This is a genomic window from Chryseobacterium formosum (assembly GCF_026460885.1).
Lineage (GTDB): Bacteria > Bacteroidota > Bacteroidia > Flavobacteriales > Weeksellaceae > Chryseobacterium > Chryseobacterium formosus.
On the sequence record NZ_JAOVZW010000013.1, the window covers coordinates 136851 to 162899 of the forward strand.

The following is a 26049-nucleotide window of genomic DNA, read 5'->3' on the forward strand; positions in this document are numbered from 1 at the left end:
TGTTCACAATAATTGCTAAAAATTTTTTAATTTACATCATTAAAATTTTCACAGATGATAGATAAATTAAAATCAAAAAGCACAGTTACTGATGAATTGAAATATGTTGCCAAACTTCTAAGCCGGGCAACATTAAGTTTCTTGAAAATCAATCTTATTGGACAAATTTCAATTGTTGTTTTGTGCATCATTACAATCGTTTTAATTATTGCCCAGACTTTTAATAATGGAGGTGGCCCCGTTCATACAAGCGGACAAGCTGCCGTTTTGGTTCTGTTTTTAGCAAGACCTATCTCTTTCGGTTTGACTATTTTGACTGTTTTCGGAGCTCCTTTTTTGCTTTTTACATTAGGGAATAAATATGTGATGACTCGTACCATCAACAGATTGATTGCTGATAAAGGTGAGCAAATACTTTTCCCGATTATTGACAGAATTTTAAATAAAGTAAAAGCCAATCAGCCTCAACTAATGCAAAGTGGAGTTGATAAAACCAAATTTCAGCTTAAGGTTTTGCAGGAAATCAGAGATTCCAAAGAAAATAAATGGTTCAAAAAAATTATTGCTTTTGGTTTTAAGAAGGTCGAACTCAATGAAATTGATTTCAGAGACGAGAATGTAAGCTTTACTGAGATTGTAAAGAATAAAATTATTGATAAATTAAAAGATATTTCCGAACCAAGCCGACTGTTTTTCTATCTTATTTTGGGATGGCAAACTTTGATTTTATTGTTGACGGTTTTTAAGGTTATTTAAAATTAACTATCCCTTATATAGGTTAATTATTCTAATAGGAATAATTTTTGAACGTACTTTGCAATTCAATTCATCCTCAATTATGTTCGACAAGCAACAGCGAAAGCTCAAAAGATCTGCAAAACTGATTTCCGTTTTAAGTAGATACGGATTTAAAGATATGATTGCCAGAATGGGCAAAAAGCATGAAGAAAGTTTTGTGCAGTCTGACGAAATTATTTCAAAAGGAACCGTTTATGAACGAATTCGTCTCGTTTTGGAAGAATTGGGTCCTACTTTTGTGAAGCTCGGACAAACATTCAGCAATCGTGAAGATTTGCTTCCGCCGGAACTCATTCAAGAGCTTCAAAAGCTTCAGGATAGAGTAGAAGTGGTGGAAATGAACGTGGAAGAAATTCTTGAGAATGAATTTAATATTATTCCGACTGAACATTTCTTAGAAATTAATACTAAACCTTTGGCAACAGCTTCAATTGCACAAGTTTACAAAGCGATTTTACTAAATGACGAAGAAGTTATTTTAAAAATTAAAAAACCTGATGTTTTATCAGTTATTGAAGACGATTTATTGCTGATAAAAGATTTGGTTAAATTAATTTCCACTTATTCTGAAATCGGTTCTAAATTAAATCTGAAACAGGCAATTTCAACTTTTGAAAAATCTTTGCTGGAAGAAGTTTCTCTGGTGAATGAAAGAAATAATATCAACCAATTTGCTTTAAATTTTAAAAATAATAAAGAAACATACGTTCCGAAAGTCTATGATGAATTTTCCAACAATAATGTTTTATGCATGGAATTTATCGACGGAATAAAAGTGACCGATAAAGAAGAACTTCTGAAACACGGTATTGATCCTGTTGTTATTTCTGAAAGAGGTTTGCAGTTGTTTGTTTCGCAGATTTTAGATTATGGTTTTTTTCATGCTGATCCACATGCCGGAAATATTTTAGTGAAAAAAGACGGTAAAGTAGTTTTCATCGACTTCGGTGCAGTCGGAAAAATTCAGCCGAATGATAAAGAAATTCTCGAAAGCTTAATCGTGGCTTTTGTTGCTAAAAATTCAAATAAAATCGTTCGTTATCTAAAGAAAATGGCGGTAAGCTATGAAATTCCGGATGAAAGAAGATTTGAAAATGATGTGGAAGAAGTCCTTAATTTTGTTCACAGCACTTCTTTGAAAGATATTGATCCCAACGTAATTATCAATAAAATGAAAGACGTTCTGAAAGATAACAGACTGTATATGCCCGATTATTTTTATCTTTTGTTTAAAGGAATTGGATTAATAGAAGGTGTTGGAAGAACAATTAATCCGGATTTAGATATTGTAAAAAGTCTTCATCCCTACACTAAAAAAATATTTACAAACAAAATAAGTCCTAAGAAACTCCTGAAAAAAGGAATGGAAAAGGCAATGACTTTTACTGATAATATTGATGAAATTCCTAAAGAATTGCGTTCTGTACTTCAGAAATTAGATGATAACAGTTTTACGATTTCAAGTGAAATTAAAAATATTGAAAAGACCAATCAGTTAATTAAATCTAGTATTGTTAATTTGATTTTAGCCATGATTTTGGGAGCAAATATTATTGCAACAGCAATCGTTTTTGTTTCAGAATCTGGACCGCAAATTGGAGAAATGTCTTTGGTTGCGATTTTAGGATTTTGCTTTTCGATTTTATTCGTGATTATTCTTATGCTGAGAATTACCAGAAAATAATATATTTGATGATGATTAAATTATTCTTTACTGCTGTTTTAATGTTTTTTTGTTCACTTCTCAATGCTCAAAAAGAATCTGACGAAGGTCTTTTAGGAGATTTTGACGGTAACGGGACTAAAGAGTATGCGCATATCAAGCTTAATGATTGCGACGATGAATGTGATGGGAAATGTGAATCAATAATTTATTTCAGTGATAAGAAATTAAAGTCATTTACTATTTCTCCCGCAAAAAGTGGTACACTCTATAATCTTAAAGATTTAAATAACGATGGAAAAGACGATATCGGTTTCTATCCCAATTGGTGTACGAGCTGTTGGCATCCTTTCTACGTTTATACTTTTCGAAAAACAGGTTGGGAACCATTAGTTCAACCTATTTCAACTCATTGTTCGCAATGGGAGAGTGATGAGTTTCCAATTAAAAAAGATCCAAAGAAGAAAGGATATGTCATTGTTTCATCTAGTCAGTTTGTTGATGATGATATTAAATTTGTAACTAAGAGTTTAAAGGTCAAATAATTTCATTCAAAGTAAAACTCTGATTATAAGTAAATTTTTATGCTTTACTTTAGAAAAAAAAAAAAATTAAATTTTTGATAAAAATATTGTTGTTTTTAAACCAAATTAACAATCGAATTAATTACCTATCTTTGCAAAATGGAAAAACTCACTTTTGCAGATTTTGACCTTCCGGTTAAAGTTCTTGATGTTTTAGCAGATTTAAATTTATTTGAGCCCACTCCAATTCAGGAAAAAAGTATCGGTCCTATCCTTTCGGGTCGTGATGTAATGGGAATTGCACAAACAGGTACGGGAAAAACATTGGCATATTTATTACCGGTTTTAAAGACTTGGAAATATAACAAAAATGGAAATCCTACGGTTGTTGTTTTGGTTCCTACAAGAGAATTGGTCGTTCAGGTAACAGAAATCGTAGAAAAACTGACAGAAAATCTTACTGCAAGAGTAATAGGAATCTATGGTGGAAAAAATATTAATACACAAAAATTATTGTTTAATAATGGTTGTGATATTTTGGTAGGAACTCCGGGTAGAATCATGGATTTAGCGATTGATAATGCAATTTCTTTAAAAGAAGTTCAAAAATTAATCATTGATGAATTCGACGAAATGCTGAATCTTGGTTTCAGACCACAATTGACGCATATTTTCGAAATGATGCGTGAAAAGAGACAAAATATTCTTTTCTCGGCTACGATGACTGAAGCGGTTGATGATATGTTGGATGAGTATTTTGCAGGTCCGATTGAAATTTCATTGGCTAAATCTGGAACTCCGCTTGAAAAAATTGAGCAGACTGCTTACAAAGTTGAAAATTTTAATACAAAAATTAACTTGCTAGAGTATTTATTGAAGACGGATGAAGAGATGTCTAAAGTCTTGATATTTACAAATAATAAAAAACACGCAGATTTACTTCTTACACAAATAAACGAGCTTTTTCCTGAAGATTTTGATGTAATTCACTCTAATAAATCTCAAAACTACAGACTGAAAGCAATGAAACGCTTTGAGAATGAAGAAATAAGAGGGTTGATTACGACAGATATTATGGCGAGAGGTCTTGATATTTCAGATATTACCCATGTTGTAAATTTTGAAACTCCTGAAGTTCCGGAGCAGTATATTCACAGAATCGGTAGAACGGGTAGAGCAGATAAAGATGGTAAAGCGGTTACTTTTGTTACGAAAAAAGAAGAAGAGTGGGCTTTAGAAATTGAAATGTTGATGGATAAAGAATTAGCTTACATCGATTTCCCTGAGACTGTAAAAATCAATCCTAAGAAAATTGCGTCTGAAGAAGATGTAATTTTGATGAAAAATCCGGCTCACGCGAAATTATTTGACGGTGGCGGTGCTTTCCACGAAAAGAAAGACAAAAATAAAAAAGAAAACTGGGGTGGTCCTTCAAAAAGAAAAACTCCAAAGAAATTTGGAGCCAACAGAGCGCAACAGAAGGCAATTTCGAAATCTAAGAGAAAGAAATAGCTTCCTATTTAAAGAATAATAAAAAACCAATTCCATCAGGAATTGGTTTTTATGTTTTCGCCAATACAAAAATGATTTTATCATCAATGTTATCATTATTTACATCTTCATAATGACTGATAAATTGGTTTGATTACTTAAAATTAATATCGTTCTTTTTTAATATCTCTTTAAATTTATCAAGCTTGTTTTGTTCTTTCATTTTATTATAAATTATTCCTATAATCTTTTCTGCATCGGTTCTATATGGAGACTTTTGTTGAGTATAAATTTTATAGGCTTTTGATATATAATCTAATCCTTTTTCGTTATTTTCCAAATGAAGAGCATAAATCTGACCGACTCCATAGTAAACTTCAGCATCATTTGGGTGAACTTTGTCGAGATCTAAATAGGCATCAATCGCTTTTTGATATTCTTTCTTGTAAATATATGCTATTGCTATATTTTGTAAAGGCATCTTACCAGTAGGATCTATCGCCACAGATTTTTTATAAGCATCAATAGCTTTGTCATAATCGCCTATTCTACGGTAACAGATTCCCAAATTATCCCATGCATAAACAAATTTTGGATCTTTTTCTAAAGCCAGTTTATAGTTTTTAATAGCACCATTCCAATCCTCTTGTTTAGAAAAATTAACTGCTTTGGTGTAATATTCAATTGCATCTTCATTATCTGAAAATTTATTGTCTTTGGTTTCAGCGGTGTTAATGATTTTTTTCAAATGTTCACAATCATTCATCAAGGTTCTCTCAATTTTATTGTAACTTTCTCTGTACTGTTCTGAATTTTTATTGGTATTAAATTCAATATTAATTTGCTTCTTACCATTGACTTCCGGAGCATTTTCTTTCATTTTTTCGGCGGATGAAAGCAAAGAACTTAGTTGAAGTACTCCTGCTTGCTTATCAATACAGTCATGAATTTCATTAACGACTGCTGATTTCTCCTTATTTGATGCAGAAATAGAATCGATACATTTACAAGCGTTATCAGATAATTCTTTAATTAATTTTTTCTCATCAGATTTTTGTGAAAAAATCATCGAAGAAAATAAAATAGCTGAAAGAATGGTTATAGTTTTTATCATAAATTGGGTTATTTCATATAAGGATTCATCACAGAAGTCCAAAGTCGATAACCTTCCGGAGTCATGTGAAGCATATCTTCTACAAACAGATCTTTTCGGATATTTCCGTTTGAATCATTCATAACTTTGGTAATGTCTATGAAATCAGCATTTTTTTCTTTTTTCATAAACTTAGCAATCTTTTTATTAGCTTCTTTCATTTGTGGCCAAAGGTTTTCTCTACTTGGAGAATATTTTATTGAAATATAATCAACCTGAATATTCGGAAACTTTGCACGAATTTTTTTATAAAAAGTTTTGTATCGATCAACAACTACATCCGCTTTTAGTTTTGCATTGTCTGCAAAATCATTTTCTCCACAATAAATGATGATTTGTTTAGGTTGATAAGGGCTTAATAAATCTTCCGAAAAATAATTTAAATCTGTTAATCTCGAACCACCAAAACCTCTGTTAATAATAACTTTTCCTGGAAAGTAATCTGAAACATCTTGCCATTTTGTAAAAGATGAACTACCTACTAATAAAATAGAATTTTTAGGTGGAGCTGTTTCCTGATCAAGTTTTTTGAAATTTTGAATGTCTTGCCAAAACATTGGCTGTTTTTCCTGAGAAAAAATCAGGGCGAAAGTCAGCAATAGGAATGCTGAGAAAATCTTCTTCATTGTTTCTAAATTTTATGGAAATAAATATAATAAAAAACTCCCGTATATCGGGAGTTTCGTTTTATCTTTTGTAAGTAATGTAGGTTATATCAATTTTGCCATCACCATTTATATCGATATTGTCAAACATCTGCATTAGTCGAAGTTCTGTATTACTTAAAATGACAACTTTATATTTTCTATCCATATCATTGTCATATTTAATAACTAATTCTTTAGACTCATTTGCGTAAGAGTATGTACCTTCAGTTTTTTGACTTGTACATGTTGCGCCAACTCCTGAAAATTTAGTGTATGCAGTATAATAATCAGTTTTAAATTCTGTAACGCTTTGGGTACTGCAACCTATAGGTGTATCAGTAGAAAGTACTGTGGTATTATCAGCTCCAGAGATTCTTTCTTCCTTTACTGTTTTCCATTCACCTTTTAGCATATCTAGTTCGTAACCCTGAACATCATCATCTTCACAAGATGTAAGAGCTAATGCAGAAAAGGCAAATAAGAGTAAGTGTTTTTTCATTTTCACAAATTTAAGAATATGCTAAAATATAAATAAATTTGTAATATCTATAATGAAATTAAGCTTTTTTAAACAAATGTTTGTAGAAAAGATAATTTAAGGTTCCAAGAGGGAAGCGAGAACCAAAAATGTCATAAAAAAACAAATTTACTCCAATATCCATCGTTCATTATCACTTTTTTAATAGCTCATTTCTACAATTTTGAAAGCGTCTTTTGGTGTCAGATTTTTGTTTTCGCCTAAACCTAACCAATTTCTTTCAGTAAAAGCTTTTTCAATTCTTTCTGCAGTTCCGTTAAAATCTTGAGTATAATCTGAAAGTTTAGTTTGAATATTTAAGCTGTGGAAAAACTCTTCCATTTTTACAATTGCCTGTTCAGCTTTTTCTTCAACATTTCCTTCTGTAATTCCCCAAACTCTTTCAGCATATTGAGCTAATTTTCCTTTTTTGGTTTCGAAATTATAACGGTAATGAGATGGAGCAATCACAGCTAAAGTTCTTGCATGATCAATTCCGTAATAAGCGGTTAATTCGTGTCCCATTGCATGAACAGCCCAATCGGTAATGACTCCTTTTTGAATTAAGCCATTTAAAGCCATTGTACAACACCACATAAAATTTCCGGCAGCATCGTAATCAAAATCATCAGACATTACTTTTGGAGAGGCATTTTGAAGACTGATTAAAATACTTTCAGCAATTCTTTCCTGAAGATCTGCAGAAGATGGCGCCGTCGTGTATTGTTCTAAAACGTGTGTATAAGCATCGGCAATTCCGTTTGCAATTTGATTTTTTGGAATTGATTTGATAACTTCCGGATCTAAAACCGAAAACTGTGGAAATAATCCCGGTCCACCTGAAGATAGTTTTTCATTCGTTTCTCTTCTTGAGATCACATATCCTGAATTCATTTCAGAACCTGTCGCTGGTAAAGTTAAGATGGTTCCGAAAGGCATTCCTTCACCTTCAAAAGTACGAACTGGTTTTTTCAGAATTTCCCAAGGTTCGCCATCGTAATTTGCAGCTGCAGAAAGAAATTTAACACCATCAATCACAGAACCGCCACCAACTGCAAGAAGATAAGTGATATTGTTTTCTTTAATAAAATTTAATGCATCAACTAAAACCTCATATTCCGGATTGGCAGGAACTCCACCAAATTCTTGTAAATTATGATCTTTTAAAGCTTCTTTTACTTGGTCGTAAACACCGTTGTTTTTGATGCTTCCGCCTCCGTAAATCATTAAAACTTTAGCGTCTTTGGGAACTTCAGTTGAAATTTTTGCAATTTCACCTTTTCCGAAAAGTATTTTTGTAGGATTTTTAAACTCGAAATTAAGCATTGTTCTAAATTATTTACATCAAATGTAAGAATAGAAACACGAAAACTGAGTTAAGGAAATTTTAAAATTTGTATGATTTAATTTTATTTAAACTATTGAAATTTTGCTTTAATTTAAATTATTAAAACTGAACAGTAATTCAATTACAAATATTGAGATTTTCTGGATTTTATTTCAGCATTAATTTGACTAATACTAATAAAAATAGGCATCAAAGACATTAAACTTCCTATCGCAACAGCAATTAAAGCAAAATTTTTAGAAGTAATCGCAAAATAGAAGAGTATGGAACACGCAATTAAGATTACAATTCCTAATCCTATCGCCAAACTTTGTACTTTTTTTTTCTTTGATTCGAGTTTTTCTAAACTGAGGTCAGATAATTTATTTGGTTTCATCATTTTTAGTTTTTTAATCTAATACAATTCTGTAATATCCCGCTTCTTTTGTTGCATCAGTATTTTGAAAATTAATTTCATCAATCTGATATCCGTCACAATCAGTTGTCACATTAGATGAGCGAATGGAAAAGTCAACAAACTGCACAACGGAAGCGATTCTATAATTCTTAGTTCCATTGAATGAGCCTACACGCTGTAAAATAACTTTGTAATCATCAGTTTTTGTTACTTCTACACCGACTCCGGTATCTTCTGTAATTCCAACGGATGTAATTATTCCGTTTTCCATTAAATTTTCTCCCGATGCGTTTACAAATTCAAAAACCACTTTTTCGGGAGCAGTGTAACAGTCTTTTTTACAGGAAATTACGAGGATTGAAAAACACAACAACAGCAAGATTTTCTTTATCATCAACATATTTTAGATTTGGTCATCACGAAACTACAAAAAAATAGGGAATTTCTTAATTAAAATTCCCTTAAAGTTGAAAAAGTTGTAGCTGTAAATTGTTCATTTACTAATGTTTCAGTTATTTGTAACTGTATTTTATAATTTATTGGAAAATTATTTTATAACGACCATTTTCGTCTTTTACATCAATTGCAATTCCTGTAAACGTTAATTTATTAATTTGATAACCATCACAACCCGAATTAAACTCTGAAGATTCAATTGAAAATTCAAATTCTTTAAGATTTGAACTGAAAGTATAATTTTTTGTACCGTTATAAGCGCCAACGTTTTCTAAAAGAATTTTATCATCTGATGTTTTCGTAACTTGAACTCCTGTTTGATTTTCTTCTTTGATTGAATATTGAGTCAGCGTTCCATTTGTAATAAGATTTTCATTATTAGAATTTACAAATTCAAAAACAATCGGTTGCGGCGGATTGTAACAGGTTTCTGCGCAAGCTGTGAAAAGAAACGAGATTAAAAGAAATATGAATATTTTTTTCATAGAATTAATTTTGTGATTAGTAAAATTAATCAATATTGTCTTTGATTCAAAATTATTATAAACCAGAGTTGTAACGAGATCTGAAAATTTTTAGAACTTGAGCAAGTTGGTAATCTGTAATATCAAAATCATCAATCTTAACTTCCTTTTTCTCATTATTATGAATAAAATATAGATAGTTTACTTCAGGTTTATAATCATGCTTAGATTCACGACTTACCAACTGTTTTGTAATAATTTTTTCAAGCTGAATTTCATTCCATAAATATCTTTGATTATCAATAAGCTGAATTCCTTTTTCATTAATTGAAATCATGTTTTTAGATATTTTTTTGATTTCTAAAAATATTTTTACGATAAAATAAATTGTAAATACGGTTAAAAATGCGAGTACAAATAGGGTTATAAAATTAGACTTAAAAACGATTGATGAAATAAAAAGAATCCCAATCATCATAAAAATACTGTATATAGAAATCGCAATAATTCTGCCCGAACGAGAATATTTTACAATAATTTCATCGGATAACAAATTTTCATCATATTCAGTTTTGTTATTTTTATGAATGTAATATTCTTTATAAATAAAAACTCCATTGATAAACGCACCAATAAAAAAAATAATGGAAAGGATAAATATATATTGAATTAAATAAACACCTATTATCAAGGCTAAAAATCCTAAAATAGCGTAAAAAATGATTCCAAACTTCATTTGTTTTTGTAAATTTTCTCTAATATACATTTAAAACACTATTTGGAGAGATTCTCTTTAGAAATATTTAAAAATTTCACACTTTTTTAAAACGAATTACTCGCAATTAAATTTAAAATCCTTTACATTTGTTATATGATACACGACCAGCGCGCAGAAAAATTCAGGCAGATTGTGGAAAATAAGTTCCAAATCTACAATTCATTGTTTATGAGCCTGCCTTATGATAAAATGACTAATATTGGAATGTTGCTTCCATTTCTTTGTGAAGAAAGTAAAATAGGGTATGATGAAGGAAAAACTCCGGAAGTAATTGTTGAGGAATTTTTTAAAAACCACACCGATTTAGAAACCGAAGAACAGAAATTAGAATTGCTTTTTAAAATCATTCAGTACATTGAAAGACAGGTAGTTTTGTTTGATAGTATTGAAGATGCAGCTTTTCCCGGATTACATTCTGAAAGTGACAGCGGAACCGTTACCAATCTTTATGAAAGATCTTTTCACGATCATAAACTGGAAAAAGTACGTGAAAAACTAAAAGATTTCACGGTGAAAGTTGTATTTACGGCGCACCCGACGCAATTTTACCCAAGTTCAGTTCAAAGGATTATTCATGATTTGCGAAAAGCGATTACTGATGATTCAATCACGAATATTGATACACTTTTGCAACAATTAGGAAAAACTCCTTTTGTAAATAAAGAAAAACCAACTCCGGTTGATGAAGCATTGAGTATCATTCATTACTTGCGTTATGTTTATTATGATACGATCGGAGAATTGTTTACGAAAATCAGAAAAACTTTTGATAACGGACATTTTAATCTTCATGAAGATATTATTCAGCTTGGTTTTTGGCCTGGAGGAGATCGCGATGGAAATCCATTTGTTACAGCTCCGGTTACGAAAAGAGTTTCAGAAGAACTTCGTACCGCGATTTTAAAATCTTATTACGGAAATTTAAAAGATGTAAGAAGAAGATTGAGTTTCAGAGGCGTTTCTGAAATTTTAACTCAATTAAGCAATGAATTGTACAGCGCTATTTTTAGAAATGAAAAAATTACGACTGAAGATATTTTAACGAGATTAAATGATGTTGAAAAAATATTGGTGAGTCAACACAATTCTTTGTTTTTAGATTTGCTTCAGAATTTCAGAGATCGTGTGAAAATCTTCGGAACTCACTTTGCGACTCTAGATATTAGACAAGACAGCAGAATTCATCAGAAAGTGATTGATGATGTTTTTTCAAAGCTTTTTGGAGATATTGATGCCAATTACACTGAAAAATTCAATAAACTGATTGAAATTTCAGAGAAAATAGATACTGAATCTTATGATGAAATTGTTGCCGATACTTTAATAAACGTTGCACAAATCAAAGAAATTCAGCAGGCAAATGGACTTCGTGGAATGAATCGCTACATTATTTCAAATTCTGATGCGGTGAAAGATGTGATGAATGTGTATGCATTTTTCAAAATTTCAGGTTATCAGGATGAAGAAATAAATATGGATATTGTTCCGCTTTTTGAAACGATGGAAGGTCTTGCCAACGCTGAAAATGTGATGAATGAATTGTACAAAAATCCTGTTTATCAGAAACATTTGGAAAGACGAGGAAATCAACAGACGATTATGCTTGGTTTCTCAGACGGAACAAAAGATGGCGGTTATCTTAAAGCAAACTGGGAAATATATAAAGCAAAAGAAGTTTTGACCAAACTTTCTGAAGAAAACGGAATTAAAGTAATTTTCTTTGACGGAAGAGGAGGGCCACCAGCAAGAGGTGGTGGAAAAACTCACGATTTCTACGCTTCTCAAGGAAAAACTATTGCGAATAACAAGATTGAATTAACAATTCAAGGACAAACGATTACAAGTATTTTTGGGAATAAAGAACAGGCAAAATATAATTTTGAGCAGCTTTTGACAGCTGGAGTTGAAAATGACGTTTTCAAAAATTCTAAAAAAGATTTAACGGAAAAAGAAAGAGCTTTAATTATCGAATTGGCGGATATTAGTTATAAAAAATATTCAGATTTAAAAGCACATCCGATGTTCGTTCCGTACTTGCAAGAAATGAGTACGTTGGAATATTACGGTAAAACCAATATTGGAAGTCGCCCTTCAAAACGTGGAGGAGACAGTGAGCTGAAATTTGAAGACTTAAGAGCAATTCCTTTTGTAGGTTCTTGGTCACAACTGAAACAAAATGTTCCAGGATTTTTCGGATTTGGTTTTGCGATGCAACAGATGAAAGAGCAGGGTAGATTTGATGAAGTTATCGATTTGTATAAAGGTTCAGATTTCTTTAAAACTTTAGTTTTAAACTCAATGATGAGTATGAACAAGTCTTATTTTCCATTAACGTACTATATTAAAAACAATTCGAAATTTGGAGAGTTTTGGAATGTATTATTCTCAGAGTACAATCTTTCAAAAGATATTATGTTGGAATTGACCGGATTTAAATTACTTCAACAGGAAGATCCGCTTTCAAGAAAATCGGTGAAAATTCGTGAGAAGATTGTACTTCCGTTATTGAGCATTCAGCAATATGCTTTAATGAAAATTCAGAAAGGAGAAGGGAATAAAGAAGCTTATGAAAAGCTTGTTACACGTTCTTTATTTGGAAATATTAATGCAAGTAGAAATTCAGCATAAAGAAGTTTTAAGTTAAAATAGAATTAAACGTATCAGATTTTCTGGTACGTTTATTTTTTAGGTATAAGAAATTAATTATTATTGTATTATAAATCAAATTACAATGAAAAAAGTAACTTTTTTAGTCATTATTGTATTTTTACTTAGCTTTCAGCAAAGCTGTAAAAAATCAGAAGAGATAAATATAACTCAGCAACAAGATAAAGTACAAACGAATGATACAATTAAAAATGTTTCAGTTGTTGATAATGAAATAGCCAATAAACCCCAAGATTTTGTGCCAAAAGGCTTTAAACTTTTTGAAAAAACAGAGGGCGATCTGAATAATGATGGAATTACTGACTGTGTTTTAATGATCAAAGGAACGGATAAAAGCAAGTTTGTAAATGATGAATATCGTGGAGAATTAGACCGTAACCGAAGAGGATTGATTATTCTTTTCAAAAAAGGAAATCAATATTATCTGGCTTTGAAAAACGACACCTGTTTCTCATCTGAAAATGAAGAAGGTGGAGTTTATTATGCCCCGGAATTGGATGTGTCTGTTGAGAAAGGAAAATTATTTGTGCATTACGCCCATGGAAGATATGGATATTGGACATATACTTTTCAATACAGGAATTCAGATTTTTATTTGATCGGATACGATTCTAGCGATAATCATGGTCCAATTGTAAATAGTATGACGAGTATTAATTATCTTACAGGTAAAAAACAAATCAAAGATAATATTAATAAAAGCGATCCCGATGCGGATGAAGTTTTTGAAGAAACTTGGACAAAAATTGAATCAAAGAAACTTACAAAATTATCAGAGATTAAAGATTTTGATGACTTATTATAAATAGAAAACCTTCCAAATCTGGAAGGTTTTCTATTTTATAATTGAGTGTTATTATTTAAATTTTCCTCATGAGTAGATTGATTTACTAAAGTTATACTTGTCGGAGTTACCAAAGGAATCCCATCTGCATCAAGTCGTTTTTTTATTTTTTCTAAAGCTTCACTTTTAATGTGAAGCATATTTGAACCAACTGCAATCCAAAATTTTGCCTGAAGATTGAAAATCCCCTGTTTTAAACTGGTGAAATTAACTTCAGCGGTTTCAAGTTTATCTATATTTTCTAAATTTTTAATAACATCTAAAATTCCCTGTTGTGCTTTGCTTATATCTTCATCGGCAGGAATTTCAAAATCTAAAATAATTCTTCTCTGTGGTGATGCTGTAATATTGTAGAACGGAGCGTTAAAAATTACCTGATTCGGAATGTAGGCTTTCTTTCCGTCATCCGTAATCAGTTTTGTCGTTAAAAAACCAATATCCTGAACGGTTCCTGAGTGGTTTCCAATCGTAATATAATCTCCAACTTTAAAAGCTTTGTCAATACCAATCAGCATTCCTGAGAAAATACTCGAAACTAAATCTTTCAGTGCAACCCCTGCAATCACACCGGCAACTCCTAAACTACCAATGAATTTCCACAGAAAACCACTGAATCCCATGATTTCAAGGGCAATAAAACTTCCCATCATCATGATAAGGAATCTGAAAATACCGATAATGGTTATTACTGAGCCTTCTTTTTTTGTATTAGGAAAGACTTTATGCATGATTTTTACGGCAAGTTTACTCAGATATTTACTGGTAAATAAAAAAAACATAAAAACAAGAACTCCCACAACGAGTTTGGGAGTGAGTTTTGCAAATGTAATATACCAGTTTTGCAGTACTTTGTAAACGGTATCGATGTAACCTAAGCCATAATCCATAATAATCTTTAAAATTTAAAAATATTTTTTAGCAAAAATTTTGCCAGTTACAAAAAGTCTATTAAATTTGTAGACTAATAAAACAAAATATTATGTCAATCAAACTAGGAGATACCGCACCGAATTTTCAGTCAGATTCATCAGTAGGAAATATTGATTTTTATGAATATTTAGGAAATTCATGGGGAATTTTGTTTTCACATCCTGCAGATTTCACTCCGGTTTGTACGACAGAATTGGGATTTACTTCAAAATTGCAATCAGATTTTGAGAAAAAGAATACCAAAGTAATCGCATTAAGTGTAGATGGAGTAGAAGATCACAAAAAATGGATTGAAGATATTAATGAAACTCAAAACACAGAAGTAAAGTTTCCAATTATTGCAGATAAAGACAGAAAAGTTTCTGAGTTGTATGATTTTATTCATCCAAATGCTTCCGTAACTGCGACAGTTCGTTCATTGTTAATTATTGATCCTGAGAAAAAAGTAAGATTGATTATTACATATCCTGCTTCTACAGGAAGAAATTTTAATGAGATTAATAGAGTTTTAGATTCACTACAATTGGTAGATTCTCACAAAATTGCAACTCCTGTAAATTGGAATGATGGTGATGATGTGATTATTCCACCTGCAATTTCTACGGAAGATGCCAAAAATATTTTCCCGAAAGGTGTTACCGAAGTAAAACCGTACTTAAGATATACACCACAACCCAATAAATAGGCTTAGATTTTTTTATTTATTATATATAGTTTAGTTTTAATTGAAAAAGCGGCTCAGAAAATTTTCTGAGCCGCTTTTGTATGTTGTTTGAAATTTTTAATTATTTCATATCGTTAGCAATTGATTTTGCTTTAGAAGTTGGTAAATAAATACTGAAACCAACATTAAATGTAATGTTTGAGTTCAATCCTTCGTTACCAAATCCTGATTGACCTTGATATTTTACTAAACCTTCAACACCAATGTTTGGAGTAATGAAGTAAGAATAACCAGGACCAACTCCGAAGTCTAAACCTGTTGTAGAATTACCATTTTCAACATTAGAACCTCCTACTCCTAAGTTACCTTCGAAGAACCATCTACCGTGATTTAATAAATTGTCAACCCCTTTTTCTCCCGGTGATAAGAAATAACGTCCTAAAGCACCTACACCATAGTCAAATCTTGTAGGGCTACCGTTAGTTACTTTGCTGATTCCCAAGTTTACATATCCACCTACTGCAACATTATCTGCTACAAAGTAAGCAGCTTTTGGCTGTAGTCCGATGCTGTAACCTCCACCTGTATTTAAACCAAAATTACTGGACAAAATACTACTACCAACCATCCAGTTTCCTTCTTGAATTTGTGCATTTGCAGATGTACTCAAACCAGCGATTGCTAATATACCTGTAAAAATTAACTTTTTCATAATTTATAATTTTAATAATTAATGTTTGTTATTTTGATAAAACGATAAAATCAATAAATGTGCCACATCATTTTATTAAAACCATTTTTTTTCTGTTAAAATAAACATAAAAAGAAACTATAAACCTTTAATTAAGCTGATTTTTGTCAAGTTTTAGAATTATATAAAAATTAGAATTATTGCCAAAACTAGTCCTGCAACAGTAAATTTAATACCTCTTTTGAAAGGTTTACTTTTAGGATTAAACATCCAAAAACTTGATATTACAAAAAAGAAAAGGCATACTCCAAAAAATGCATTTAAAGGTGATAAAGTATCCGCTGATTTTGCTTTGTGAAGTTTTGCCATTTTATCTAAAACCAACGGAAGTTCCATTTTTGAATATTTTGCTTCTCCTGTCGCAGAATTGTATGTTCCTTCTTTGAAATAACTTACTGTTCCTTCTTTTTTGGTAATCTCAAAGTTTTTTAGTTTTAGTTCTTTTTCAATTGCTTTGTCATCAAGTTCTTTGGCAATTGTTTTTTCATATTTTTTTTCCTGCTTTAGAAAATCTGTATCTCTGTAGATAAGAAGTATTCCGCTGAGTGCATAGATGACCATAATTCCCGCCATGAAATATCCCAGATAACGGTGGGTAATTCTCATAAAACTTCTTGTATCTTTAATCTTATCCATATGTATTGGTTGTTTTTTTTATTTCAAAAGTGGAAGCTGCAAAAATGCAACTTCCACTTTGATTATAGAAATTTTTATTATTATAAAATTTTGAATTTTACAGTCTGTACGTTAATGTGAAATAATAATTTCTTGGGGTAATAGGATTTACAGAGTAATTCTCGTGAACATTGTAATTCTCTACATCAAATAAATTACCCACTTTTGCCTGAATCATGAATTTTTTCCATTCATAACCTGCAGATAAAGAAACTGTTGTATAATCTTTAAGTTCGAAAGCTCTGCTTACTCCATTTCTGGCTGCTAAACTGTTTGCTCCAATCTTTGTATCATTCCAACCTGCCAATCTGTCACCGATGTAATATGCGGATGCTCCAATTTTTAAGCCTTTAAATCCTTGAGTAAAAGTGTAAAATAAAGATAAGTTAGCTGTTGTAGCAGGTGTTCTTACCAATCTCTGATTTTCTACGTAACCTACTTTTTCAGGCGTGTCCAAATACACTGAATTGTTGTAAGAAATACCTCCTATGATTGATAAATTGGTTGTAGGGTTTCCTGTAATGTCTAATTCTACACCTCGGCTTCTCATCTTTCCAACAAATTCTTTTAGATTTCTCGGATCTGTAGTTGCTATCCCTGTTGCAGGATCAATAAATGCCTGATAAAAATCTCTATAAGAAATCTGATAAAGAGAAAGATTTACAGCAACAGCATTATTCCATAAGTTTTTCTTTGCACCTACTTCATATTGATCTACCATTGAAGGTTTCAGAGAATTTAAGGTAGATACATCTAATCCTGTATTTGCTACAAAAGAATTGGTATATGTTGCAAATATAGAAAGGTTATCGTTCGGATTATATACTAAACCAACTTTTGGAGATATTGCCTGATCTGAAGTGGCAGAATTGTTAATCTCACTTTTTAAATTGGTTTTAAATTTAGTGTTCAAAGTCGGCATATTTTCGATGTATGACCAACGCAGACCTGCAATAACTTTAAATTCTTTGGTAAGACTTACGAAATCCTGAGCGTAAACTCCGATTCTTCTTGTATTGACACGGGTTTTTTCCAATCTCTGAGATTCAGGCATGCTTCCACCTATCCAAGTTGATGGATTATCTAAATACAAAAGATCTGAACCGCCGTTTGTTCCGTAAATATAACTCGTGCCGTAGTTTTTATTATTTGTTGGGTTATAATAAGTGTAAGAGTCACTTACCCCATAATCTGCATCAGTACCGATTAAAACTTTGTGATTTATACTTCCTGTATTGAATTCTCCGTTTAGATTTACCTGTGCAGAAGTATAGTTTTGCTCGTTATACGTTCTGTTTAAAGGTCTGTTCCATGAAAGTTTATTAGGACTTGCTGTTGCATAACCCCATTGAACTCTTTCTGTAGAAAAATAATCTTTAGTATAATTCTGATAAGAAACTGTAGAATTTAAAGACCAATTATTATTAAACTGATGATTGAACGTTGCATTTGTAGAAACTTGCTCAACGTCTTGATACTGCCAATCTGTTCCTAAAAATACATTTCTTCCCAATCCTGTATTCAAAGAATAGCTTTTGTCTTTATTTTCAATGGCGCCAATCCCAAAATCTGGAGTAAAATTGTTTTTAAGATAATCAGCTTCAACAATTAACTGTGATTTTGGGCTTAAATTAAAAACAAAAGAAGGATTGAAATAGTATTTTTCAGACTGTACAACATCTCTGAAACTTTCAGCGTACTCGTATGCACCATTTACTCTGAATGCTATATTTTTACTTAAAGGTCCGTAAATATCAACCGTAGGTTTGTAAGAATTCCAGCTTCCTGCATTCAAACCGATACTTCCACCAAAATTAAATTTAGGTTTTTTAGTAATCATATTAATAACACCACCTGCAGCAGTATTTCCATAAAGCATTGCATTTGCTCCTTTTAATACTTCAACTCTTTCCAAACCGCTCACTTCAGGGAAAATACCGCTGTTGATTCTTGATCCGTTTTTAAACATATTATCGTTACCAAGAATAAAACCACGGCCTCCAAAACTATCCTGAGAATTTCCTCTTGATGATGTTACATACATTCCGTTTACGTTTTGTAAAACATCACTAAGCTGTCTGGATTGTTGCTGTTCGATAATTTCGTGAGTAACGATTGCAACAGGTTGCGGAGTTTCCATGATCGTCAAATTCGACTTTGTAGTCATGGAAGTTGCTTTATTTGGATTTCCAGATTTATGTAGATTTACATCTTCTATAGTTGTAATTCTCAGTGTATCACTTTCTGTATTCTTAAGCTGAGCGCTAATTGTTGCGGATATTACTAAAAATCCTAAAGTCGTAATTTGTCTTTTCATTGGTTATTTAGAGCTATTTTAAATAATGGCAAATGTATGATTCTTGTTTAGAATAATTAAAAATAAATTTCTGATCTTTATCATATCATATACTGTTTCTTAGTCTAAAATAATCTTATGCTAAAATTTAAATATCTTTGTCTAAAATAAATCTTTATGCAATTGGTAAAAGTAGGTCTGTGTGCGTTTGGAATGAGCGGAAAAGTTTTTCATGCTCCATTTTTAAAAGAACATCCCGGTTTTTTTATGTCGGCGATTGTTGAACGTTCAAAAGAGGAATCGAAAGACAAATATCCTGACGCAACTATTTATCGTTCTGTAGATGAAATGCTTCAAAATGCAGATATTGATGTTGTTGTGGTAAATACTCCTGTTCAGACTCATTTTGAATACGTAAAAATGGCTTTGGAGGCAGGCAAAAATGTAATTGTTGAAAAACCTTTTACTGTAAGTGTTTCTGAAGCTGAAGAGTTGGTGAATTTAGCTGAAAGTAAAAATCTTTTTTTAAGTGTTTATCAAAACAGAAGATTTGATCGTGATTATTTACAGGTTCAAAAAGTTTTGGCCGAAGGAAAACTGGGAAATGTAAGAGAAGTGGAAATCCGTTTTGACAGATTCAGAACTGAGCCGAGTTCAAAAGAGCATAAAGAAAATCATGAATTAAATGGTTCAGGAGCAATTCATGATTTAGGTTCGCATTTAGTAGATCAGGCAACACAGTTTTTTGGTTTTCCGGAAAAACTTTTTGCTGATGTTTTTTCGATGAAAGGAGCAGATTATGCTAATGATTATTTTGAAATTCTTTTATATTATAAAAATGATTTGCGAGTAAGACTAAAATCTTCGGTTTTTACGAAAGAAGATCATTTTGCATATAAAATTCATGGTAATAAAGGAAGTTTTTTACAAGAAAGAACAGATAATCAAGAGAATGAATTAACAGCAGGAGCAATTCCTACTTATGGAAAAGACTGGACTGAACCCTTAAAAGATACTGATGGAATTTTAAATTATTTTAATGAAAATTTAGAAACAGAAAGAGTTTTAACTTCAACTGAGCCTGGGAATTATATGAATTATTACCAGCAAATCTACGAACATATTGTCTTCGGATATGCTTTGCCTTCACTTGGAAATGAGGTAATTCAAAACATGAAAATTATAGAAGCCGCTTTGGAAAGTTCAAAAAAAGGAAAGGTTTTAGATTTAAATTAGAATATTTGTAACAAATATTGATTAGCAGACTACCTATTATAAAATTAACTTATGAAAAAAAGAAGTTCAAGTTTTACGGTAATTGGTCTTTTGTTTGTCGTTATCGGAATTAGTTTAGTAGATGACAACAAATTTTTAAGATATGGCTTCCTTTTATTAGGAATGGCATTTCTTTTTTACAGTATTTTTACAATGTTTAAGAAAAGATAATCTTCAATATAAAAAAGAGCTGCTCAATTTCTGAACAGCTCTTCATCTTTAATTTATCTTAATCCTGAAGCTCAAGCCACCTCATTTCATGGTTTTCAAGCTTTTCAGAAAGATTTTCCAGTTCTGCAGAAAGTTTTGATATTTTCTCGTAATCAGCTTCATTATTCAGCTGTTCCAAAATTGCTGCTCTTTTTGCTTCAAATTCAGGAATTTCTTTTTCAATCGTTTCCAGTTCGCGTTGTTCTTTAAAAGAAAGTTTCTTTTTCGGAGCCTGAGATTTTGCAACAGGTGCTTCAACTTTTGCTTCAACTTTTTGCTCAACAACAGGCTTAGGTTTTTTATCTTCCTGCTTCTGATTGTCAGTTTCCAACTTTAAATTTTCTCTGTACTCTGAGAAGTTTCCGATAAAATCTTTTATTTTTCCTTCACCTTCAAACGCTAAAATATGGTCAACAATTCTGTCCATAAAATATCTGTCGTGGGAAACGATAATTAAACTTCCCTGGAAATTCAAAAGGAAATTTTCCAAAACCGTCAAAGTAGGAAGGTCAAGGTCATTCGTAGGCTCATCAAAAATCAAAAAGTTTGGATTTTGATATAAGATGTACATTAGATGCAATCTTCTTTTTTCACCACCCGAAAGTTTAGAAATTGGTGAATACTGTGTTTGGTCATCAAATAAGAATAATCTCAAAAACTGCGATGCTGTAATCGTTCTTCCGTTTGCCAAAGGGAAGTTTTCTGAAATATCTTTAATAAAATCAATGACACGTTCTTCTTCTTTATATTTAAGACCTTTCTGAGAAAAATAACCGAATTTGATGGTTTCTCCAGTTTCAATTTCTCCTGAATCTTTCGGTTCAAATCCCTGAATGATATTTAATAAAGTAGATTTTCCAGCACCATTTTTGCCTACAATTCCTACTTTCTCACCTCTTTGAAAAGAATAACTGAAATCTTTTAGTAATAATTTATCCCCGTAACTTTTAGAAATGTCTTTAAGCTCAAGAATTTTATTTCCTAATCTTTTCATCTCAAAATCAAGTTCTAATTTTTCTTTACGGGTATCGGTTTTGGCAACTTTTTCTGTTTCATAGAAGTCGTCCTGTCTGGATTTTGACTTTGTAGTTCTTGCTTTCGGCTGTCTTCGCATCCACTCCAATTCCTTTCTGTAAAGATTTTGCGCTTTATCAATCGTAGAATTCATGTTATCCTCACGAATCATCTTATTTTCAAGATAAGTTGCATAAGCTCCGTTGTGGAAATATAAATTCTGATCTTCCATTTCCCAGATAATTCCACAAACTGCATCAAGAAAATAACGGTCGTGAGTTACTAAAAGAAGAGTGATTTTTGCTTTATTTAAATAATTTTCAAGCCATTCTACCATTTCCACATCAAGGTGGTTGGTTGGCTCATCCATAATTAATAAAGTATGACGATGTTCAGCTCTGGTTTCCGTTAAAAGTTTTGCCAAAGCAACACGTTTAATTTGTCCACCGGAAAGCATTCCCATTTTGGCAGTCAAATCTGTAATTTTCAGCTGAGAAAGAATCTGAGTCATCTCGTTTTCAAGATCCCAAGCTTTGTGAATTTCCATTTCAGCTAATGCCGTTTCCATTTCATCAGGATTTCCTGATAGCAAAGCGTGATGATATTTTTTTAAAGCCAAAATCGGTGCAGAATCTAAAGTCATCATAAATTCGTCAATCGTGAGATCAGACTCAAAATCAATCTCCTGATCAAACAAAACTACCTGAATGTCTTTATTAATAACTACAGTTCCGCTGTCTGCAATTTCTTTTCCCATCAAAATTTTAAGAAGAGTAGACTTTCCGCTTCCATTTTTGGCAACGATGGCAATTTTGTCGCCCTCATTAATATTGAAATTGATGTTTTTGAAAAGAGTTTTTATTCCGTAAGACTTTGTAAGATTCTCAGCAGCAACGTAATTCATGAATATCTAAATTTTGTGGTGCAAAAGTACGAAATATTAAAGCTTTAACTGCTTAAATATATGGTGATATGATTTTTTAATGTAGATTTGAAACACTAAACTAATTATAAAAACTATGGTGCAAATTAATTTTCTGGCAATACTTTTTGCCGCTTTAGTTCCTTTGGTTATGGGGTTTGTCTGGTATAATCCTAAGCTTTTCGGGAATGTCTGGATGAGAGAATCAGGATTGACACAGGAGAAAATGAAAAGCGCAAATATGGGCGTGGTCTTTATTTTGTCAATTATTTTATCAATTTTGATCGGGATGTTTCTTCAGTTTGTGACGATTCATCAGTTTGGCGCAGTGGGAATGATTGGAGGTGACGAAAAATTAGCAAAACCCTCATACACAGCTTTCATGCGTGATTACGGAATGGCGTATCGTTCGTTTGGTCACGGTGCATTACATTCTTTTATGACAGGAATTTTATTTGTTTTTCCTTTAATTGCTATCAACGCAATGTTCGAAAGAAAATCTTGGAAATACGTTTTCATAAACACCGGATTTTGGACGATTACCATAACAATAATGGGCGGAATTATTTGCGGTTGGTATGCAATGGACGGTTTCAATTGGGTGACTCAAAAATAATTTCAAAATATAAATTTTAAGGCTACATTTGTGGCCTTTTTTATGTCTTATACTTTTCAAATTTTCAGTTCCGTAAAAGAGCTTCCAACTCATTGGAATCTCATAATCGGGCAACAGAATATTATGTTGTCTGAAGAATATTTTCGTGTTCTGGAAGATTCAAAACCGACTAATATGAAATGTTTCTTTATTGGATTTTTTTCAGATGGAAATCTAATTGGCGGAGCTTTGTTTCAATATCTGAGCTTCATCGAGCATAAGACTTTTCAGAAAGATGAAGTTTTGTGTAGTGTAAGAAATTTTTTAGCCAAAAAATTCACCAAAGATGTAATGATTTTGGGAAATAATATGTTGACCGGACAAAACGGTTTTTACTTTGATATTTCAAAAGTTTCCGCAGAAAAATCAATTTCTTTATTAAATGAAGCTTCAAAAACATTACAGAATAAATTCGGGAAATCTTCTTTGATCATTTTTAAAGATTATCAGAGATCATTTTTAAAGAATTTTGAAGAAGAAAAATTTAAATCATTTTTTAGATTTTCAGTTCAGCCGAATATGATTTTAAATATAAAACCGGAATGGAAGACTTTTGAAAATTATGCTGATGATTTTTCTAAAAAGTACAGAGCTAGACTAAAATCTGCAAAGAAAAAACTGGAAGGAATTCAGAAAACTGAGTTTGATTTAGCTACTCTAAGAAAGTATCAGAAAGAAATGAATATTTTATATCAAAATGTTGCTGAAAACGCTCCTTTCAATACTTTTTTTCTTACAGACCATCATTTTGAAAGTATGAAAGAAAATCTTCATGAAAATTTTAAAGTTTTCGGATATTTTTTAGACGAAAAAGTGATTGGTTTTTATACTTTAATTATTAATAATCAGGATATTGATACTTACTTTTTAGGTTATGACAAAGATATTCAGAAAGAAAAACAAATTTATCTGAATATGCTTTTTGATATGACTGAATTTGGAATTTCCAATCAATTTAAGCGAATTATTTTTGGAAGAACAGCTTTAGAAATAAAGTCGACAATTGGTGCGGAACCTGTTGAGATTTTTGGTTTAATCAAACATAACAATAAAGCAATCAATCCTTTTATAGAGAAGATTTTTACATCCTTAAATCCAAAAGTGGAGTGGATTCAAAGAAAACCTTTTAAATAAATTAAGAATTCGGTTCACTTTAATGTGATTTTTTAAATAATATTTAACGAAATCAAACTCAAATTTAATAGGATTTTAAGAGTGAATTGTATTGAGATTTGAGATTTTTGCTTCAAATTATAATCATGAAAAAACTCAATTTTCTAATTCCACTTTTTATAGCTGGACTTTATCAATCTCAAACTATTTCCGGAACGGTTATTTCCAAAGATGAAAATCATCCTATTTCTTATGTGAAAATCGGTGTAGAAAAAGAGAATATTGGAGTAGTTACCGACGAAAACGGAAATTTCACCATTGACCTTTCCAAAGCAAATACTGCAAATAAAATTAAAATTGAAGTTGCGGGTTATGAAACCTACACTGAGAATGTTTCAGATTTCATCAAGCAAAATTCTCAAAAAATTTATCTGAAAGAAAAAATTAAAAATATTCAGGAAGTTAAATTAAAACCTAAAAAATTAGTTGATAAAAACTGGGGTGTGAATACAAAAACAAAATCTGTGATGTACTCAGTCAATCCAGCTTTTAAAAAAGAAGATTTTTTAGGTGAAACTGCTTTGGAATTTAAGGCAAGTAAGAGATCAAAAATCAAAAATATCAATCTGAATATTGCAAGTATTACTGCAGATCGACCTGTGATTATGCGATATACGATTTACAATGAAAAAAATGGCTTCCCAAATGAAAGTATTCTTGATGAGGAAATTACAGTCGAACTGACAAAAGATAAAATTGTTGACCAAACTTTTACTTTGGATGTCAATGATAAGAATATTTGGGTTCAAGGCAAATTTTTTGTTGGAATTCAGTTCTTAAAAGAATTTGAAGGCAGATTAAATATCAGTGCAGCCCTTTTCAGAACAGGTTACTTAAGAAAGTTTTATGGTGACTGGCAAAAAATGAGTATCGCCGCTCCTGCGATTAATATTGATGTGAAAGTTGATAAAAACGCTAAAGATGAAAATAAGCAGGAAGAATTTGATGACAAAGCTCTTGCTTATGATTTTGGAGATGTAAGTAGATATGTTGAAGAAGCAAATAAAGGGGTTTATGGAAAAAACAATGAAGCCGGAAAATTTTTAAATCTAAAAGATGCAAACCTTTATTATGAAGTGTATGGCGAAGGCGAACCAATTTTTCTGTTACATGGAAATTCGGGAAGTATAAAAGATTTTTATCAGCAGATTCCGGTGCTTTCAAAACAATATAAAGTAATTGTGATGGATACAAGAGCGCAGGGAAAAAGTATAGATAAGACTAAAAAAGATTTTAATTATAAGATTTTTGCAGATGATGTAAAAACTTTGGCAAATCATTTAGGTTTACAAAAGATAAATATTGCAGGTTGGAGTGACGGCGGAAATACAGGATTGGAGTTTGCCTTAAAATATCCTGAAAGTCTGAATAAATTGATTACAATCGGTGCAAACGCTTTTCCTGAGGGTATTGATAAGGATTTGATTGATAATTTCAGTATTAAATATAAAGTTTCACAGCTTGAAAACAAGCCGGAGAATTTTAACGAAGGCAGATTATTAAAATTAATGTTGAAAGAACCGAAAATCACTGAGAAACAGTTAAATAAAATTCAGAATAAAGTTTTGGTAATTGCCGGAGAAAAAGATGTTATCACAAAAGAGCACACCAAATTTATGGCTAAACAAATGCCTAATTCCGAATTGAAAATCTACAAAGATGCTACTCATATGATTCCTTTTGAAAATGCAGAGCAGCTCAATCAGGATATTTTGGAGTTTATGAAGAAATAATCGA

25 protein-coding genes are annotated in these 26049 nt (G+C 31.4%); 12 read left to right on the forward strand and 13 right to left on the reverse strand.

Going from position 1 to position 26049, the window contains the following annotated elements:
• The first annotated feature begins 54 nt into the window (after positions 1-54).
• From OF897_RS11155 to OF897_RS11170, 4 genes are all read left to right on the forward strand, one after another.
• Positions 55-756 carry a hypothetical protein gene (locus OF897_RS11155; protein WP_267265763.1) on the forward strand — a complete coding sequence of 234 codons (702 nt, stop codon included), beginning with the start codon at positions 55-57 and terminating at the stop codon, positions 754-756.
• Positions 757-838: 82 nt separating this feature from the next.
• Complete coding sequence (locus tag OF897_RS11160; RefSeq protein WP_267265764.1) at positions 839-2482, forward strand: ABC1 kinase family protein; 1644 nt, start codon at positions 839-841, stop codon at positions 2480-2482.
• Positions 2483-2490: 8 nt separating this feature from the next.
• Positions 2491-3006 (forward strand): hypothetical protein, encoded by a 516-nt coding sequence (locus OF897_RS11165; protein ID WP_267265765.1) that lies wholly within the window; start codon positions 2491-2493, stop codon positions 3004-3006.
• Positions 3007-3144: 138 nt separating this feature from the next.
• Positions 3145-4497, forward strand: coding sequence for a DEAD/DEAH box helicase (locus tag OF897_RS11170; RefSeq protein ID WP_267265766.1), 1353 nt, complete (start codon positions 3145-3147; stop codon positions 4495-4497).
• Between the two features lie 133 nt (positions 4498-4630).
• On the opposite strand, the gene OF897_RS11175 is transcribed toward OF897_RS11170, so the two are convergent.
• The 8 genes from OF897_RS11175 to OF897_RS11210 form a co-directional block, all read right to left on the reverse strand.
• Positions 4631-5590: a tetratricopeptide repeat protein gene (locus tag OF897_RS11175; RefSeq protein WP_267265767.1), complete on the reverse strand. Its 960-nt coding sequence runs from the start codon at positions 5588-5590 to the stop codon at positions 4631-4633.
• 8 nt (positions 5591-5598) lie between these two features.
• Positions 5599-6255, reverse strand: coding sequence for a GDSL-type esterase/lipase family protein (locus OF897_RS11180; RefSeq protein WP_267265768.1), 657 nt, complete (start codon positions 6253-6255; stop codon positions 5599-5601).
• 61 nt (positions 6256-6316) lie between these two features.
• Positions 6317-6775, reverse strand: a complete 459-nt coding sequence (locus OF897_RS11185) for a lipocalin family protein (RefSeq protein WP_267265769.1) — start codon at positions 6773-6775, stop codon at positions 6317-6319.
• A 180-nt stretch (positions 6776-6955) separates the two neighbouring features.
• Entirely contained in the window at positions 6956-8119 is a 1164-nt protein-coding gene (locus OF897_RS11190; protein WP_267265770.1) for an iron-containing alcohol dehydrogenase, read from the reverse strand.
• Positions 8120-8262: 143 nt separating this feature from the next.
• Positions 8263-8520 (reverse strand): hypothetical protein, encoded by a 258-nt coding sequence (locus tag OF897_RS11195; RefSeq protein ID WP_267265771.1) that lies wholly within the window; start codon positions 8518-8520, stop codon positions 8263-8265.
• Positions 8521-8530: 10 nt separating this feature from the next.
• The gene (locus OF897_RS11200; RefSeq protein WP_267265772.1) at positions 8531-8932 is read right to left on the reverse strand and encodes a hypothetical protein; all 402 of its coding nucleotides are present in this window, start codon (positions 8930-8932) and stop codon (positions 8531-8533) included.
• Between the two features lie 142 nt (positions 8933-9074).
• Positions 9075-9479, reverse strand: coding sequence for a putative periplasmic lipoprotein (locus tag OF897_RS11205; protein WP_267265773.1), 405 nt, complete (start codon positions 9477-9479; stop codon positions 9075-9077).
• A 55-nt stretch (positions 9480-9534) separates the two neighbouring features.
• Positions 9535-10194 (reverse strand): hypothetical protein, encoded by a 660-nt coding sequence (locus OF897_RS11210; protein ID WP_267265774.1) that lies wholly within the window; start codon positions 10192-10194, stop codon positions 9535-9537.
• Between the two features lie 135 nt (positions 10195-10329).
• On the opposite strand from OF897_RS11210, the gene OF897_RS11215 reads away from it, so the two are divergent.
• Both OF897_RS11215 and OF897_RS11220 read left to right on the forward strand, forming a co-directional pair.
• Positions 10330-12864: a phosphoenolpyruvate carboxylase gene (locus tag OF897_RS11215; protein ID WP_267265775.1), complete on the forward strand. Its 2535-nt coding sequence runs from the start codon at positions 10330-10332 to the stop codon at positions 12862-12864.
• Positions 12865-12967: 103 nt separating this feature from the next.
• Positions 12968-13708, forward strand: coding sequence for a hypothetical protein (locus OF897_RS11220; RefSeq protein ID WP_267265776.1), 741 nt, complete (start codon positions 12968-12970; stop codon positions 13706-13708).
• A 35-nt stretch (positions 13709-13743) separates the two neighbouring features.
• Here OF897_RS11220 and OF897_RS11225 read toward each other — a convergent pair whose 3' ends face one another.
• A complete protein-coding gene (locus OF897_RS11225; protein WP_267265777.1) occupies positions 13744-14634 on the reverse strand; it encodes a mechanosensitive ion channel family protein in 891 nt (296 codons plus the stop codon).
• A 92-nt stretch (positions 14635-14726) separates the two neighbouring features.
• On the opposite strand from OF897_RS11225, the gene OF897_RS11230 reads away from it, so the two are divergent.
• A complete protein-coding gene (locus OF897_RS11230; RefSeq protein ID WP_267265778.1) occupies positions 14727-15362 on the forward strand; it encodes a peroxiredoxin in 636 nt (211 codons plus the stop codon).
• A 100-nt stretch (positions 15363-15462) separates the two neighbouring features.
• Here the strand turns inward: OF897_RS11230 and OF897_RS11235 are convergent, their stop codons facing one another.
• The 3 genes from OF897_RS11235 to OF897_RS11245 all read right to left on the reverse strand — a co-directional run bounded on the left by OF897_RS11235 (position 15463) and on the right by OF897_RS11245 (position 19084).
• Positions 15463-16053 carry a hypothetical protein gene (locus OF897_RS11235; RefSeq protein ID WP_267265779.1) on the reverse strand — a complete coding sequence of 197 codons (591 nt, stop codon included), beginning with the start codon at positions 16051-16053 and terminating at the stop codon, positions 15463-15465.
• A gap of 159 nt (positions 16054-16212) precedes the next feature.
• Positions 16213-16728, reverse strand: a complete 516-nt coding sequence (locus OF897_RS11240; RefSeq protein WP_267265780.1) for a hypothetical protein — start codon at positions 16726-16728, stop codon at positions 16213-16215.
• 97 nt (positions 16729-16825) lie between these two features.
• The gene (locus OF897_RS11245; protein WP_267265781.1) at positions 16826-19084 is read right to left on the reverse strand and encodes a TonB-dependent siderophore receptor; all 2259 of its coding nucleotides are present in this window, start codon (positions 19082-19084) and stop codon (positions 16826-16828) included.
• A 156-nt stretch (positions 19085-19240) separates the two neighbouring features.
• On the opposite strand from OF897_RS11245, the gene OF897_RS11250 reads away from it, so the two are divergent.
• On the forward strand, positions 19241-20299 hold the full coding sequence (locus OF897_RS11250; protein ID WP_267265782.1) for a Gfo/Idh/MocA family oxidoreductase: 1059 nt from the start codon (positions 19241-19243) through the stop codon (positions 20297-20299).
• 51 nt (positions 20300-20350) lie between these two features.
• The gene (locus OF897_RS11255) at positions 20351-20509 is read left to right on the forward strand and encodes a hypothetical protein (protein ID WP_267265783.1); all 159 of its coding nucleotides are present in this window, start codon (positions 20351-20353) and stop codon (positions 20507-20509) included.
• Positions 20510-20567: 58 nt separating this feature from the next.
• On the opposite strand, the gene OF897_RS11260 is transcribed toward OF897_RS11255, so the two are convergent.
• Entirely contained in the window at positions 20568-22466 is a 1899-nt protein-coding gene (locus tag OF897_RS11260; protein ID WP_267265784.1) for an ABC-F family ATP-binding cassette domain-containing protein, read from the reverse strand.
• 115 nt (positions 22467-22581) lie between these two features.
• Between OF897_RS11260 and OF897_RS11265 the strand changes: the two genes are divergently transcribed.
• The 3 genes from OF897_RS11265 (at position 22582) to OF897_RS11275 (ending at position 26045) form a co-directional block, all read left to right on the forward strand.
• Positions 22582-23100, forward strand: coding sequence for a DUF1761 domain-containing protein (locus tag OF897_RS11265; RefSeq protein WP_323809047.1), 519 nt, complete (start codon positions 22582-22584; stop codon positions 23098-23100).
• 42 nt (positions 23101-23142) lie between these two features.
• Complete coding sequence (locus OF897_RS11270) at positions 23143-24273, forward strand: 8-amino-7-oxononanoate synthase (RefSeq protein ID WP_267265785.1); 1131 nt, start codon at positions 23143-23145, stop codon at positions 24271-24273.
• A gap of 125 nt (positions 24274-24398) precedes the next feature.
• The gene (locus OF897_RS11275) at positions 24399-26045 is read left to right on the forward strand and encodes an alpha/beta fold hydrolase (protein WP_267265786.1); all 1647 of its coding nucleotides are present in this window, start codon (positions 24399-24401) and stop codon (positions 26043-26045) included.
• Positions 26046-26049: the final 4 nt, after the last annotated feature.